This window comes from Psychrobacter sp. CX5 (assembly GCF_057621535.2).
In genome coordinates, this window is record NZ_CM177735.1 from 2,524,808 (window position 1) to 2,541,351 (window position 16,544).

The following is a 16,544-nucleotide window of genomic DNA, read 5'->3' on the forward strand; positions in this document are numbered from 1 at the left end:
GTAGGAAGCATTGTAAGGAAAAGGTACTTGTAAACTTAAATTTGATGAGTTGACTATACTGAATTCGGGTTATCTTATGACATTTAGATACACCTAAGTACAAACCTTGATTTTAAACACTTTAGCCCTCATAAATCGCTAATGACACTCATTTTATTCAACTATTTCATTAAATATCATCCAATTATAATAAATAGCCTAAGCAAATGCCTACTAGCCAGCCTAACTCAAAGAAGACACCTAACTTGAACATGCCGAATACCTCAGAAAATGATATCCCACATCCCAGTGAAAGCGCTTATGTTGAAAGCCACACAAACGAAAGCCCGTCAAGCCAACGTGATCTTGATAATGTTCAGTCTATGGAGAATGAAAAACCTCAAGATAGGCGTTCAGAACATTCAGGGTTAGAGACATCTGATACGCATAATTCAAAGCCGAATAATTTAGATTCAAAACTGAAGAATTCAAAATTGAACACTTCAAAACCAAGTACTTCAAAAGCGAATGATGAGCCATCAGAGGGGCAAAGTTTAAATGAAAACCCCCTAGTACTGGAGAAGCTACCTGTACTTGCTAAAGACCGCCACTTTCTAAGTCGTTTAGAAAGAGAGCTGAAGCGACCTAATAAAAACACCCCTGAAAAAGTATTGGCAGAGAAAAAAGCCAAGTTTGAGAGAACCAAGCAGCGCTCACAGCAAGCAGTGCAAGAGCGTATGGATAGTATTCCTGACAACATGCCCGCACGACTGAATCACGAGCTTCCTGTCAGTAAGCGTGCTGAGGATATTGTGCAAGCCATCATAGACAACCAAGTAATTATCGTAGCAGGGGAGACCGGTTCGGGTAAAACCACTCAGCTCCCTAAGCTTGCGATGATGGCAGGACGGGGTATAACTGGTCAGATAGGGCACACACAGCCAAGACGATTGGCAGCACGTAGTGTGGCAAACCGTATCGCTGATGAGCTGGGTGAACCGTTGGGCGACACTGTCAGCTTTAAGATTCGCTTTAACGAGCAAGGGTCCGCAAAGTCCGTGGTGAAGCTAATGACGGATGGTATCTTGCTCGCTGAGCTGGGCCATGATCGTTTCTTAACCCGCTATGACACTATTATTATCGATGAGGCTCATGAGCGTAGCCTCAATATCGACTTTATCATGGGCTATCTGAAACAGCTTTTGCCTAAGCGCCCAGATTTAAAAGTCATTATCACCTCAGCCACATTAGATACCGGCCGCTTTAGTGAATATTTCGCTCAGTATGACAACGTCAAAAAACGCATGGTGCCCGCACCGGTTATTGATGTTGAAGGTCGCGGCTATCCTGTGGAAGTAAGATACCGTCCGTTAACCGACGAACCCGTTACTAGCTCTGACGATGATAGCTATGATGATTTTGAGGATAATCTACCACGAGCGGTCGTCGCAGCAGTAGAAGAGTGCTTTGATGATGCTGTGGCAAAAGGCCATCCTGAGCACGCCGATATCCTGATATTTGCGGCCACTGAGGCCGAGATTCGTGAGTTATTAGAGGTCTTAGTAGCGCATGGACCACGCCATACCGAAGTATTGCCCTTGTTTGCAAGACAGTCCTATTCTGAGCAACAACGTATCTTTCAGCCGTCAGGGCGGGGCAGACGTATTGTGATTGCCACCAACGTTGCTGAGACGGCATTGACCGTACCCGGTATACGCTATGTGATTGATTTAGGATTTGCCCGTATTTCACGATATTCCTATCGCTCTCGCATGCAGCGCCTGCCTATTGAAGCCATCTCACAAGCGGCTGCAAATCAGCGCAAAGGTCGCTGTGGTCGTGTGGCGCCCGGGGTTTGTATTCGTTTGTATTCTGAGGAAGACTTTGCCAGTCGTCCAGAATATACCGAACCTGAAATCCTGCGTACCAATTTAGCTTCTGTTATTTTACAAATGGCGAGCCTTCGCTTAGGTACGGTGGAGAACTTTGACTTTATCGAGCCACCTGACGGTCGATTAATTAAAGATGGCCGTCGTTTACTCGATGAATTAGGCGCCATAACGGCTAAGAACAAAGATAGCAATAAACCCATCGCCAAACAAACCCTAAACGAGGTTAAGCTGACTCGGATCGGTCAAAATATGGCACGTATGCCGATTGATCCTAGGCTGGCACGTATGCTGGTGGCTGGTAGCGACTTCGACTGTATGCTTGAGATGTTAATTATAGTCTCTGCCTTGGCGGTACAAGATCCCCGTGAGCGTCCTGCTGAGAAGCGTGCCCAAGCCGATCAAAAGCATGCCCTTTTTCGTCAAGTAGATTCAGACTTTCTGTTCTATTTAAGTCTGTGGAAAGCCTTATATGAAGGGGGAAGCAACAAGCTGACCAACAGCCAACGCAAATCTTTTGCCAAAAAGCATTATCTAAGTTTTCCGCGTCTACGTGAATGGGAGCGAACCTATCGTCAGTTAGAGCAAATGGTCAAAGAGCTAAAGTTACTCACAGACTCTGGCAGCGATATGCCCCGATCATCTAAGAATGATAGCGCCGGCAAAAATACACCCAACAGTCGTCAGGCTCTTAAAGGCTCTAAAAATACAACTGCTAAAAATAACGTCGCAAACAATGTTGGCGCTGATTTGATAGTGGACCATACCGCTAACGGCAAACAAAATGATAACCAGATTGACGAAGAACAACGGGCTGTCAAATATGCCAATCTTCATCGTGCCTTGCTTACTGGGCTGTTATCCGTGATCGCTCACAAAACCGATCAGCGTGGTGAGTATCTAGCTGCGCAACAACAAAAAGCCAAGATATTTCCAGCCAGTACCGTATTTAAGCAAGTACCCCCTTGGGTGATGGCTTTTGAGATTGTCGAAACGTCTCAAGTATTTATGCGAACGGTGGCGAAGATAGAGCCCGAATGGATTATTTCGGCAGGCGGTGATTTGCTCAAATATCATTATTTCGAACCGCATTGGTCGAAGAAAACGGGCAGGGTACGGGCGTATGCACAAATAAGTCTATTTGGTCTTATTATAGTATCTAAACAGTTGACCAACTATGAACAAATCAATCTAGAAGAGTCTCGTGAGATCTTTATCCGTGATGGTCTAGTTACGGGCAACCTGGGTCGTCAAGCGCCATTTTTACAGCATAATATGGATAAGATTGCTGATGTTGAGCGTATTGAAGATAAGCTGCGTCGGCGTGATTTACTAGTCGACGAAGAAGACCTGTATCAATTTTATGAGCATAAAATTCCTGAGCATATTGCCAGTCGTAAAGCTTTTGAGGACTGGCGTGCTGAAATCGAAAAAGAAGATCCCAGATTTTTATTCTTCACTGACGATGATGTGCTTAAAGAGACGGCTCCGACCACAGGTGAGTTCCCAGAAGTATGGCAACTTGGGGACCTAAAACTACCGTTAAAATATGTATTCGACCCTGCCTCAGAAGATGATGGCGTTACCATTCGAGTGCCCCTTGCGGCATTGCCGCAGTTGGATGCCATTGAGCTATTATGGGGGGTGCCAGGGTGGCGTTATGAATTAGTATTGCAACTACTGAAGTCGCTACCTAAAGAGATTAGACGTAAGATTGTACCGATTCCAGATACCGCTGACAGCCTATATGATGAGCTGGAGCGCAACCATCAGGCCGGACTCCTAAACCAGTTATGCAAAGCGCTGCAACGCCGTGGTGTTGTCGGTGTAAAACCAGATGATTTCAATCCTTCATCGATTGATCGCTATCTGCAGCCGCAAATTTGTGTGGTCGATGATAAAAAACGCGTCATTGAAAAAGGGCGTGATCTAAAAGCCCTACAGTTGCGACATGCGTCTGAAACCAGCCAAGCAATCAGCGTCGATAAAGATTCGCAAGGGGTCCATACCGAATTTCCTGAACATTATAAATTTAGTCAAAACCGCCATAGTGCGGGCATTGTTATGAAGCAGTTCTCAGCGCTAGTTGCTGATGAAGCTGGCGAGGCGGTCACCATTCATCAATTTACGGACGTCAGCGCGGCACTTAAAGCCCATCGCAAAGGAGTATTGACTCTAATAAAATCAATGCTTGGTGCCAAGCTAAAGCAGCTAACCAGTCAAATTGATAAAACCTTCAAGCTTGCATTTGCCCCTTTGGGTGACATGGAGAAGCTTAAAACCATCCTAGTCGATGCCACGCTTGATGCCTCATTAGAGGCGCATGCGCCAATTTTCAAAGATCATAAAGAAGCGCTTCCGGATAATGCTGATGACACTGCCTTTAAGCTTGTTAAGCAGTTGCCCTTAGAGGAGAGCGAATTTGAAAAGACTGCCGAAGCTGTACTAAGTCAGTTCTTAATAGAAGGTCAAACCGTTTTAAGACTTTTAAAAGACGTCTATACCCGTTGGCAACGAATTCGCCGGAGTTTGCTGATGCTTGATCGTGAGATCTTTGCTGAGTCCATTGATGATATTGAAGATCAACTGGATGACCTACATCTTTCAGATTTTGTTTATCGTATGGATTATGAAAATTGGCAACAGTATCCGCGTTATCTTGAAGCACTTGAGGTTCGTATTGAGCGTCTTGAGCACAATCTTGATGGCGACCTTGATGCTGTATATGAGCTTGATGTGCATATGGAGCGCCTTGCGGGCCGTGCCGATGACGAGACCATTAGCGACTATCGTTGGCTGGTCGAAGAATTCCGTATTCAGCTGTTTGCGCAGCCCATGAAGACCCGACAAGCTGTCTCTCAAAAAAGATTAAATAAACTGTGGGACAAGGTGGGTGCACGAGGGTAGACGTATGCTGTTATTTTTAACTTGAGTATCTTATTTAAATGCCATTGTATTGGTTTTAATTGAATAAGTGGATTGAACAACGTAGTCTAACTTAAGTTGGGCTACCTTTTATTTTAAGCTCACGTATAATTTTAATACTCAGTTTAGAAATTAACCTATTTAACCTGAATTCGGGATAAGATTTTTTGTCAGCCATTGTTTTTATTTGGGTTAAAAAATCCATCCCCAACCCTTCCTTTGGTAAAGGAAGGGAGCTAACCTTTCCAAAGTGAAAAAGGGATGAAGATCATTTGTCTAAAAGGTAAGAAGCATTGCTTTGCAACAGAGGGGTGCCTATTACCTTAAATTTGATGAGTTGATTATCCCGAATTCAGGTTATTTAGTAAGACGAGTCCAAGTTCACAAATTAAAACGCTACAAATAGTAGATTCATGAAGCCTGACCGAGTCTTAACAGATAGGTTATTGTTTAGAAAAGGGTTAAGATCAAGGTAATAAACCATTAAAGATAGACAATTCAAACTAAGGACAGTTAAATGGGTTATATTATTTCGTTTATTAAATGGATGTTACTGACTATTATCGGTCTATTGGTAGTGGTTAGCTTAGGGCTGATAGTTACCGGTAATAGCTATATATTTCGCGGTATACAGTTGACCTATCTGAAAGGTGAAAAGACCGCCAATATTGATGACTATGTCGATTTTGACAATAGGGTCATCAATGCCGAGACACCAATACCATGGTATCAGCATCCCAATTTCAATCAATTTAAATTGACTCCTGAATTGCAAAACGCCTTGGATACGGATCAAACTATTGCCTTTGCTGTCATCCATGATGGCAAGCTTTTATATGAAAATTACTGGCAAGGCTACAATGGCGACTCGCATACCAATAGTTTCTCTATGGCAAAAACGGTCACTACCATGCTTTATCTCAAGGCGGTAGAAGAAGGGTTGATTAGCAGTGTTGACGAACCCATTACCACCTATCTCCCCGAATATAAAGACAATAAATACGCCCAACACTGCACCCTTGCCGATCTATCTGGTATGACCTCAGGCTATGACTGGCTCGAGGATTATTATTTACCTGTTAATCCGACAGCAAAGGCGTATTACGGCAATGATTTAATCAAGCAAATGACCAGTCGTGACTTTATCGAACCGTGTGGTGGTCATTTTGATTATTCCTCGGGCGACACTCAACTACTAGGAATAGCCTTAACTCGAGCGCTTGAGCCTCATGGTTATACCGTATCAAGTTATTTAGAGGAGAAATTTTGGAAGCCACTTGGCATGAAAAATCAGGCGTACTGGTCTTTAGACGGGTCGGGTGACATTGAAAAAGTATACTGCTGTCTGAATGCTAATGCGTTAGATTTTGCTAAATTTGGTCAATTGTTATTAAACGGTGGGCAGTGGCAAGGGCAGCAACTATTATCTAAGGAGCACGTCAAATGGATGATTACCCCTAACGCCGATGCGTTCAATAAGGGAGAGCCTCATATTTATGGTCATTCTGTATGGACCGATATGGACAGTCCCGTGCCGTTTTACGCCATGCTTGGGCACCTAGGTCAGCGAGTGCTGGTGTTGCCTGAAACCAATACTATTATCGTGCGTCTTGGAAAACAAAAGGGTCAAAACACTCCGGTTCCAGGCTTTCACCTAGAGGCTGATTTAGGGCTTTATGTGAGTGAGATCGATAAGATAGTTAAAGACCTGAATATCGTAACAGCGTCCAATTAAATATTTTTACTCTGTACATCCATTAATGAGTCTTTGTTTACGTATTGTTTTAGTGGGGGTAGGTAGTGAGACAATATGGCTAGGATTGCGGCGAATACTCTCGTTCTGTAAAATCGTCATATAAAAAGTTCCTATTTCAGATACTAGTGATCACAAGTCTCTTCATTGAGGGCGAGATTATCACTCAAACATTATTAATTGGCTTGAGTTACTATTTTGATTTTTTAAGGTACTAATTCTTTCATCATACAGTCTATGTTTACAGATTAAACCCTCTGATATGGCTTCGCCGAGTGCATTTGATTTAATTGTTTCACATTCTTTAGTTACTTTATCTTTCCAGATTTTATAATCATACGTACTCTTATTATTGAGACTATCTAATACCTGTGTTTTTACTTCTAAGCTATTCTCTAAGCACTCAAGTTGCTCGTATACGGTTTTTTCATTACATTGAGGGATATAATGGGGTATTCTAGATTCTATCGAAGTACAAGCACCTGTAAGCAAAATACCAATTATAATTATAGATAGTTTCATTTTTTTGATCCAAAATTATGGGTAATATTTATTTAAATAATTTAATATTAATTAACCATCGAAATCACTGCATACGTCATTAATTTTCAAACTATATTTACTACCCACACCCACAGCTTCTACCATACCTTTGGTTTTTTCTTTTATAACACCCCATTTACCAAATAGCATAATACTGTAAATATGATCACCTTTAGGATCAAAACTTATTTGATATGTTGAGCCATGCTTATTTAATGCTTCAACGTGTAGTTTACCCAACTCGTCAAACTTAATATTTGTAATTTTTTCAGAGTTCAGTGGTTTATTATTAGAAGATAAACATGAAGAATTAGTAACAAGACGTTCGGACTGACTATCAATATAAGGCATAGTGTTTCCACAAAGACAATTTGCTTGGAAATCTACGGTATATTTATTTGTATTACTTTGAATTAATCCAGTAAATTCACTATCTAATAAGTCTTGAAGCATTATTCGTCTTTGATTCAAAATCTTAACTTGCTGCACATTTTTCTCTGTAAAACAATCCAATGATTTTAAGTCTTTCGGATGACTAAAGCCTTTATGATTGCAAGCTTCACCTCTTTGTTTCAACCAAGCTTGCTGATCCTTTTCGAGATTTAATTTTAACAAATAGGGTGCTGAATTGAGCAATTTCTTATAAGCACTATTTAACGATCTGTCACTATCTTGATAGAGATTCTGAATTAGCGTTTTATCATGGCTTTTTGGGAGGTCATTTGCTTCTTTTATATTGTTGGAACACGAACATATTAATACAGGCAATAGAATCGATAGTTTATACTTCATTACCCGTACCCCTTATATTGAAATTATTAATAAATATTTTCATGTTATCAAAATGTTTTGTTCACTACATCCTAAGTCTAAAAGATGTTTAGCATCACTCAATACTTACCCGTTAAATGTACTGAATACATTAGACCATACGTACTCAATAGATTTCATGAGTGACAAGCTAGATAGCAATATTAACTTTCAAACCTATATTGTGATTAAGATTACAACCTTAAATTATTTGTCATTGGTATTGGCTGCGTTATTCACTTTGATAGTGACCCGGTATCTTAATTAATTGGCTAAGTGGCATGGCTATGCTAGGAAGGATCGTTTGGGTATAAGTAGTTAATTGATTGCTTTTAAAATAAGCTTACTTATTGGTGTATAGGGTAGTTATTTAATTAATTTAGATAATTCAATTAAACGATTATTGTTTTGGTTAACTAAACATTCTAGAACTATTAATTCAGCGCCACTACCTTGTACAGATGACGCTTCAGCACCAATGTAATCTTTACAATAACTGTCTCTATATTTAATCCATTCAATCTGAGACTGTTCAAACGCCTCTTTATACTCAGTTATTTCATAATTTTTAAAGTACAGTATTTCAATTTCCTTTTTAATAGTTTTGTTTTTTTGCTCAAGCTTCTGTATTGAGGTGATTGTACTGGCTTTCGCAATACTTTCATTAAAGATAAATACTGAAATTAATATACCTATAACTACAATGATCTGCTTCATTAAACTATCCTCTGATGATTTAATATACCTCTTAAACTACTAATTGAAATGCTGCAACACGACTAGAGTGTATAGCTGAGCTAGCAGGTTCATAACTTATGAGTGAAGGTTAATGCAAGACAGTAAGTTAATAAATAGTGAAAATTCGGTAGGTGAGAGATTAAGTTGAGTATTGGACGTTAATGATATTGTTAATGATAAGCTTATATTCGTTGCTGATCGTGACTAACATGCTCTGTAGGCTTAGACTTACTAGTTGTAAAGAGATTAATTTAATTAAAGTATATTAATACTCTTAGGATAAAGACACTATAAATATTAGAACTACCTATCTTTACAATTGACTTTATAGACTCTGTCACCCTTACAAGATTTAACACTGAGAAATTATTTCAAATCCTATAGCTTTTTCATTTAAAAAGAATAAATTGACTAAGTCATCACTCTCAAAATGTCTAATTTGATAGACTTTATCGTATGATGCTTCGATATCAGTTGTTTCAATAGTAAGCTTTTCATTTCGTAAGTTATAGTCAGGTTCTGAAACCTCAAAGTCTGTATGATTTATATCGTCAGGAGTCATATTATTATTGATTATAAGCCCCTTGTAATTAAATGAAGTTCCCTCATTGATATTGACAACCTTTGAAATAACGGCTAAATCGTTCATTGTATTTATAATCATGTTTCCAAATTGATTAATATCTTCATTATCGCTATCATTTTCTGCAAGGAAACTGCCACAATCACCTACTGATGATATCTTATTAAATTGGTAGTCTTTAGGGAGGTTATCAAAGATAGAGCTCTTTTTGATAGGTTCACCGACTTTAACAAATCTTACTATGTTAGTTGAAAATGGATCGATGTCGGGATTGCTATTTATATTTCCAATTTTTAAATTCGAATCATATCCATGACATGAGCAGAATAACAGTAGTGAAGAGCAAAGCATTATTAATGGTTTCATATTAAATTATTCAAATAGTTAAAATTTATTTAATTTTTAAGCGGGTGGTTTATTCTTAAAAGCATACTGAGTTATATAACCGTCTTGAATTGCCCGGGTATTTCCCGTGTCACTACAGCCTTCATCTATCAATATAATTATATAAGGGCGCAAAATAAGATTCGATCAATAAGGACTCCCTTCTTCCAACCCATTATCCTTATAATAATATTACTATCATCTTAATCTACGCTAGAAGGTTTAACAGTGTTTGGCTCAATAAAGGTTAGATATATTTCGCTTAATAGGCGAATTAATTTAATCAGCGGGATTAAAATGAAATAAATACATGAACTTAGCTGATTAATCTTTTTAAATTAATAAAAATCTAACATAAATGATCGGTTGTCACGTTTAGTATCTCTTATTTTAAGATATCTGGATTGACATGCCTCTTCATCAATTTGTGTTTCTTGGAGCTTAGCTCTTAAAATCGGCAGAGCATTGATTAATTTTTCTTCAATAATATTAATATTAGGAAGATTCTTGGCTTTTAAATATGTAATAAAATCTTCATCGTAATATTTTAACCAAGCACATGACTCAATTGAGTTAAACTCATAAGGGTCATACGCTAATAATTGAAGATATAAACTCATTAGTTTATCGTTAGCTAAATTATTTGCTGGAATATTATTCATAAATTGATTATCCCATGAAAACAAATACATTATTAAGTACCCTTTAATATTATTTAATGTTTCTTGATCTACGTCTTTCATTGATTCCTTTGAAACAATATTGAAATCAGTGTAATCTTCTCCACGGCTATAATCAGAAAAAAACTTTTCAATTAATTTGTATTTGATAGATTTAGCATTGTATTCTAAAGCAACTTCTAAACATCTATCTTTAATAGCTAAAATATCTTTATAATTCAGTCTCATCGTATTTTCTATAAACTGAATATCAGATTCGTAACTCCATGTATAAACGTCAGCACAAGCGTATGGATGTCCAAGTTCTGCCAGTCGAAAAATACTTTTATAGCCTTGAGTTTCAACACTAGGTTTATTCTCATGCAATATTTGATAAGTTGCCCATGCATACTGAGCATTTATTTCTTTAGAATTTTTAGAATACTCTTCAAGCAGTTGCATTTTCATAGGGTCTAAAATTCTAAGACTCATATCACTAGCTCTCAAGGCCATCGCCTCATTAAGACTTAGACGTCTATCTGTAGGAAGTTCAAAATTATCTATATTTTTATAATTACTTCTTACCTCATAGTCGATTGGTATACTAGATTCGCAGGCAACAATAATAAGACTTGTAAATATGATTACTAATTTCTGCACAAATAATTCCTTATCATCTACCACGCTACGATACTGCACTATGGAAAATTCTAATATTACCTTTTAATATTTTTTGAGAAATATCAGTTAAACTGTATCTGAATGCTGCCATCTGGGATACGAATTAATTTTAGGTGAAGAGCTATACCATGTTAGTGATGTTTGGACATATACAGTACCTATTTATGGATATTTTCATAACCGTTTTTTGGTATCCATTCAGATTTTAAGCTTCTGAAAAACTGTTCTGTAGGTGCATTATCCCAACAGTTTCCACCTTAGCTCATAATATGCGTCATACTATCGCACCTGGCGATAAACTTAGAATAATGCTCACTATCATTGATAGACTTCAATGGCGTTTGTTCATTTGCACTACTTGTTAAGCAAAAGATAATTTAATAAGGAAGTATCAACTCTTATTTAACTTAACTTTTAATTAGTTATACTACGAAATTTTTTATCATTATGAGTATTTAATAAAAGTTCAATTTGTTCACTACTTAAATGCTCTAGTTTTCGAATATCTTCTTCTAACAATTTTTCACCGTCTAATAACTGCTCGAATGTATTTGTGTTACTAATATATTCTATCGTTTCGTCATCTAAAGGGTAGACTTGATAATTCGAGATAGTGGGATCGTAATATTCGAGAGTAGGGTTTTTTTTAACATCAATATATTCGATGGATTTTGAACTATTTTTTCTGGGGTTAGTCTTGATCTCTAAAGATAAATTATAATAACTTGGATGTAAGTGATAGCTTTTATCAATATCTACTCCAATATTGCCGTATACATTATAACTACTGTCTTCATAATATACAGACCGGTTAGGATTAGAAGCCTTCATTGTTGTGTGCAGAACATTTTTTTCATTAATTTTATTTATCAATAGTTCACTATCATACATAACTGTTATGCGTTTCTGGTATGAATACCAATTAGAAGCTGAATTGTTACTATATAATATAAGATTAATATGTAAATTGTCATCTGATCTAAAATCTTCAGCCTTAGAAAAACTAAGGTGCATAATATTACTTTTATTCAAATCACATCCTAAAATAGTAAATATAGTCACGATCAGTACAATATATTTCATCGAAAATTTACCTTCTAATCTTTAACTGTACTAAGTTCAACATATTTCCAGAAGTTCGTGGTTTGCGATGATCATTGAAAATACATTAGGACAAGGCTGATTTGAAGGACAACGTCCTCTAGTCTTTAAGGTGACTTCAGGTTTAGCTTATGGTCAATTTTTCTACCATATTCAAATTACATTCTTTAATAGGATGACTAGATTCTTTAAAGCCCCATAATTCAAATAATATTCCTTTGTAAAATCTATAAGTGTGATAAATCTTATTATTTCCATTTGAACTTTCGTTTAATACTATTTCATTATCAATCTTGTATAAATAATCTGTGTAAAGCTCATCTAATAACTTAGTACTCGCTTCTTCATCCTCAATTATTAAGTTTATAGTCTGCTCCATCTCAAACTTGTCTTGTTCACTTAACTCATGCCCTAATTTATTTCTTTTATAAGCATCATTGAAGCCATATGTAATATTATTTATATAATTATCACCTAAAACTCGTATATATCCTTCACTATTATCGAATGTAAAAGTATCTGTATAATCTTCATTTTCTTCGAATTTATCACTTAAAGTATTCCATAATTTCGAATGTCTTAATCTTTTGATAAATTCAATTCTTGAAACAAGATTAATTGGATTTTTTCTTTCTATACCAGTTACGGGTATAACAGGCTCTATTACCTCATACTCGTCAATTAATGTAAGATGGCGACAATCTTCATTAGTGCTCTCTAAATTTGATTTTTTATTTGTTAAATCATGACAACTAGCTATAGTAAAAATCGGAAATATTATATATATAATCTTAAACATATCCATAACCCAAAAATTAATTAGTTTTATAGTTTTAATTCACACTTCTGTCTGCTCTAAGTATATCCCACTGCCATTTAAATAGTGACCACATATAATCGCGGTACTGATTACTACCACCACTATTTTTTGCCGTTGAATCTAAAAAAATGAGTAGTCCATTAAATTATCAGTATATCCTGGATAGAAACTATGTTTTGTTAATGAACGACTAGCAAATTTATGAGTTAAGCTAAACTATGACTTAGCTCATAAGCAAAAGTGAACCGCCCCGGGATTGTCGGAGAACTAAATTTCTGAGAGAATACGACAATGAAAACACGAAACTATACCCCTGAAATGAAAGAGCGAGCCGTCCGTATGCTTATTGAAGCTAAAGACGACTACCCATCCACCTGGTCAGCCATCAAAGCCATAGCGCCAAAGATAGGTTGCACACCTGAGACCCTACGATCATGGCATAAAAAGCACATTGATAAAACCATTCCTGCAAATATTGAAGCTCAAAGCCAAGCCGAGCGCATCAAAGAGCTTGAACGTGAGAACAAAGAATTAAAGCAAGCCAATGAGATTATAAAGAAAGCTGCAGCTTTTTTCGCCCAGGCGGAGCTCGACCGCAAACCCAAGTAATGGTTGATTTTATAGACGATCACAAACAACAATATGGAGTCGAGCCAATCTGTAGAGTATTACCGATTGCTCCATCAACCTACTACCGCATAAAAGACTTAAACGATAATCCAGAGAAACGTTCACAGCGTAGTCAGCATGACGACTTCTATCTTAATGAGATTAAACGTATTTGGAAGGACAGCAAATGCCGATACGGTGCTCGTAAAGTCTAGAAACAGTTGAAATCCGAAGGTATACATCCTGCACGTTGCACTGTAGAGCGGTTAATGCGCCAGCATGGCATGCAAGGTATTTGGCGAGGTAAAGGTAAGATAACCACTAAGTCTCGTGATGATCAAATACGGGCAGACGACTTAGTTAATCGTAACTTTAATGCCCATAGACCGAACCAGCTATGGGTGGCTGACTTTACCTACGTTAAAACGCTGAGTGGTTGGGTATATACCGCCTTTATCATTGATGTGTTTGCCCGTAGTATTGTTGGCTGGAAGGTGTCTAATCGTATGAACACCGATATGGTGATGGCAGCGTTAAATCAAGCAATTGCAAACAGAAACAACCCAAAAGATGTGATCCATCATAGTGATCGCGGCGTTCAGTATTTATCCATTCGCTATACGGATAAGATGGCTGATTCAGGTATCATTGCATCTGTTGGCACGACAGGTGATTCGTACGATAATGCATTAGCTGAAACGGTTAACGGGCTTTATAAAACGGAGGTGATTGAGTATTTAAAACAACAGTGGCAAGGTGTGAGCGATGTTGAATTAGCAACTCTTGAATGGGTCGATTGGTTCAATAGAACACGTTTGCATAGTACGATTGGTTATGTGTCGCCTTTTGAGTTTGAGAGACGATACTATGATAGTCTTAGTGAGTCAGACAAAGTTGCCTGACTCAAGTAATCCACTCTCCGATATAGTCGGGGCGGTTCATAGAGTAACTAGAGCGACTTTTATCATACTAAATTCTCAATTCTTATTATTTTGACATATCCGAATGATAAGCATATGTAGCAATGGTATTAGGTACGGTAGTCCATTCAATAAGCTTCCACTCGTCTCTAAGGATTATCGAATTATTCGGCTTTAGACCTGTGTGTTCGTAGAAAAATGGTTGTCCATACTTTTTCTTGAACTGATCATACCAAGAATACGGATTTAAATATCAAAGCATGCTTTAAACCTTAAAAATTATTATTATGTTTGTCTAATTCAAGTTTAAGTTCCTTCCATACATCATTCAAAAAGCAACTATAAAAAGCTCCTAAAATATTTGTTTTAAGTCTATATATTTTACTCTTACTGTATTTATTCATGTGTCTTCTTACTTTAATTATTACCTCAGCTTTATTAAAACCCATCCATTCTTGTGGTATTGGTGTAAAATAGACTGATCCATAAATAGGAGCGAGCTTGTAAAATAATGCTTCTTTTATTAATTCGTGAGGTATATTTTTTAGTTTTGAAGCAATAAATTTGTAATCAATTTCGCTATCTACAAAAATATCCGATAATGCAAACCACATATCTTCTTCCATTAGAAAATGCCCCATTCGATATATTCTTGAGCTTCATCTTAAATTTCTTCACCAGCCCATGCACCTAATACGCTTCCCCCTAAACTACCTAAGATACCTACCACTACTGCCATAGCACACACTGGAGCACCTGGTCCACTAAATGAAGAAATACCCAGTGCCAAAGCTATCGCACTTTGAGCATCATCGATACTTTGGGTGTCTGTCACAGGAGCAAAGGCGGCTGGGGTATCAATGGCTAGCTTGGCGGTAAAGACACTTGAGTCATAGACGGGCGTGGTGGCTGTGCTTTGCTCGGGATGTGACACTGCGGCCGTATTAAAGCGCTTAATATTAACTTGGCTAGGGAGCGCAGTAACACGATGCGTGATGGCAAGTACGGGGGCGTGAACTAAAGTTAGCACGACTACTACCCCAAGTTGCGATAACTTTGAGTTCAGAAATCTTAGATTAACGCACGAAGTGCAATTACTTAAAATGTGGGAAAAGGAGGCAAAGATGCGATAGCATCTGAGCACTTATCTCCCTCGTCCAAAGTGAGACTGCACAATGAGCTATACACACCTAAGCCAAAGTGAACGATACCAGATTTATGCCCTGTATAGGGCAAATCACACCATTAAATTTATTGCCGAACAACTCGGGAGATGTTCTAGCACCATCTCAAGGGAGCTTAGGCGTAACCTGAGTCAAAAAGGTTACCGTCCACAATTTGCACAAAGTAAAGCAATACAGCGCCGTGCAAACAACGCCCGTCAATTGTCAGATAATATCTGGTGTTGGGTAAAAGATAAGCTGAGTATCAACTGGAGTCCCGAGCAAATAGCCGGTGTCCACCAAAGTATTAGTCATACTAGCATTTATCGCTATATTCATAAAGATAAAGCAAATGGTGGCAACCTTTGGCAATGTCTAAGACGTAAAAGCAAACCTTATAAAAAGCCGTTAGTCTCAGAGACGAGAGGTCGGATTAAAGACCGTATTTCTATTGATAGGCGACCCGCTATTGTGGACACGCGAACTCGTCTTGGTGACTGGAAAGCCGATACCATCATTGGTAAAAACCATAAGCAAGCTATTGTTACTATCGTTGAGCGCAAAACAGGCTTGGTTAAGATTAAGAAAGTCTCCTATAAAAGTGCAAGCTTAGTTGCTGGTGCAATAAGCGACCTACTGAGCCCGTTGACGCTGTTTGTTAAGACCATCACCTCTGACAATGGTAAAGAGTTTGCTAATCATCAGAACGTAAAACGTGACTTATATGCTATGTTTTATTTCGCTGATACTTATGCCTCTTGGCAACGAGGATCTAATGAAAATACTAATGGGCTCATTAGAGAGTATCTGCCTAAAGGCTGCGACTTTACTCAGGTCAGTGATAATGAAATTCAGTTCATTGAAAATAGACTCAATGAACGACCAAGAAAACGATTAGGTTTTGAATGCCCTAATGAGGTATTCTTTAATAATATCTAACGTTGCACTTGGTCTGTTAATCTAAGTAACTTGACCAATGCCGAATGT

General features: G+C 37.7%; 12 protein-coding genes, 1 pseudogene and 1 other annotated feature. Of the genes and pseudogenes, 4 read left to right on the top strand and 9 right to left on the bottom strand.

Translation table 11 applies throughout. The features are described from left to right. The first annotated feature begins 251 nt into the window (after positions 1 to 251). Together hrpA and AC21OG_RS09765 are read left to right on the top strand one after the other, a co-directional pair. Entirely contained in the window at positions 252 to 4,775 is a 4,524-nt protein-coding gene (hrpA, locus tag AC21OG_RS09760) for an ATP-dependent RNA helicase HrpA (protein ID WP_487378114.1), read from the top strand. A 535-nt stretch (positions 4,776 to 5,310) separates the two neighbouring features. Continuing rightward, a complete protein-coding gene (locus AC21OG_RS09765) occupies positions 5,311 to 6,528 on the top strand; it encodes a serine hydrolase domain-containing protein (protein WP_487378115.1) in 1,218 nt (405 codons plus the stop codon). A gap of 180 nt (positions 6,529 to 6,708) precedes the next feature. Here the strand turns inward: AC21OG_RS09765 and AC21OG_RS09770 are convergent, their stop codons facing one another. The 7 genes from AC21OG_RS09770 to AC21OG_RS09800 form a co-directional block, all read right to left on the bottom strand. Continuing rightward, complete coding sequence (locus AC21OG_RS09770) at positions 6,709 to 7,068, bottom strand: hypothetical protein (RefSeq protein WP_487378116.1); 360 nt, start codon at positions 7,066 to 7,068, stop codon at positions 6,709 to 6,711. 51 nt (positions 7,069 to 7,119) lie between these two features. Next, on the bottom strand, positions 7,120 to 7,881 hold the full coding sequence (locus AC21OG_RS09775; protein WP_487378117.1) for a lysozyme inhibitor LprI family protein: 762 nt from the start codon (positions 7,879 to 7,881) through the stop codon (positions 7,120 to 7,122). A 384-nt stretch (positions 7,882 to 8,265) separates the two neighbouring features. Further along, on the bottom strand, positions 8,266 to 8,616 hold the full coding sequence (locus tag AC21OG_RS09780) for a lysozyme inhibitor LprI family protein (protein ID WP_487378118.1): 351 nt from the start codon (positions 8,614 to 8,616) through the stop codon (positions 8,266 to 8,268). A gap of 373 nt (positions 8,617 to 8,989) precedes the next feature. Continuing rightward, the gene (locus AC21OG_RS09785; protein WP_487378119.1) at positions 8,990 to 9,586 is read right to left on the bottom strand and encodes a hypothetical protein; all 597 of its coding nucleotides are present in this window, start codon (positions 9,584 to 9,586) and stop codon (positions 8,990 to 8,992) included. A 356-nt stretch (positions 9,587 to 9,942) separates the two neighbouring features. Further along, complete coding sequence (locus AC21OG_RS09790; protein WP_487378120.1) at positions 9,943 to 10,923, bottom strand: hypothetical protein; 981 nt, start codon at positions 10,921 to 10,923, stop codon at positions 9,943 to 9,945. A gap of 435 nt (positions 10,924 to 11,358) precedes the next feature. After that, entirely contained in the window at positions 11,359 to 11,976 is a 618-nt protein-coding gene (locus AC21OG_RS09795; RefSeq protein ID WP_487378121.1) for a hypothetical protein, read from the bottom strand. A gap of 193 nt (positions 11,977 to 12,169) precedes the next feature. Continuing rightward, on the bottom strand, positions 12,170 to 12,844 hold the full coding sequence (locus AC21OG_RS09800; RefSeq protein ID WP_487378122.1) for a hypothetical protein: 675 nt from the start codon (positions 12,842 to 12,844) through the stop codon (positions 12,170 to 12,172). Between the two features lie 312 nt (positions 12,845 to 13,156). Between AC21OG_RS09800 and AC21OG_RS09805 the strand changes: the two are divergent. Beyond that, positions 13,157 to 14,376: pseudogene (locus AC21OG_RS09805) on the top strand (IS3 family transposase). After that, positions 13,432 to 13,548: a sequence feature (AL1L pseudoknot), on the top strand. Its footprint overlaps the pseudogene before it by 117 nt. A gap of 290 nt (positions 14,377 to 14,666) precedes the next feature. Here AC21OG_RS09805 and AC21OG_RS09810 read toward each other — a convergent pair. Next, complete coding sequence (locus tag AC21OG_RS09810) at positions 14,667 to 15,020, bottom strand: DUF7079 family protein (protein ID WP_486548033.1); 354 nt, start codon at positions 15,018 to 15,020, stop codon at positions 14,667 to 14,669. A 38-nt stretch (positions 15,021 to 15,058) separates the two neighbouring features. Beyond that, positions 15,059 to 15,424: a hypothetical protein gene (locus AC21OG_RS09815; RefSeq protein ID WP_486548032.1), complete on the bottom strand. Its 366-nt coding sequence runs from the start codon at positions 15,422 to 15,424 to the stop codon at positions 15,059 to 15,061. A gap of 145 nt (positions 15,425 to 15,569) precedes the next feature. Here AC21OG_RS09815 and AC21OG_RS09820 point away from each other — a divergent pair, with 145 nt between their 5' ends. Next, on the top strand, positions 15,570 to 16,496 hold the full coding sequence (locus AC21OG_RS09820) for an IS30 family transposase (protein ID WP_486548031.1): 927 nt from the start codon (positions 15,570 to 15,572) through the stop codon (positions 16,494 to 16,496). The last annotated feature ends 48 nt before the right edge of the window (positions 16,497 to 16,544 follow it).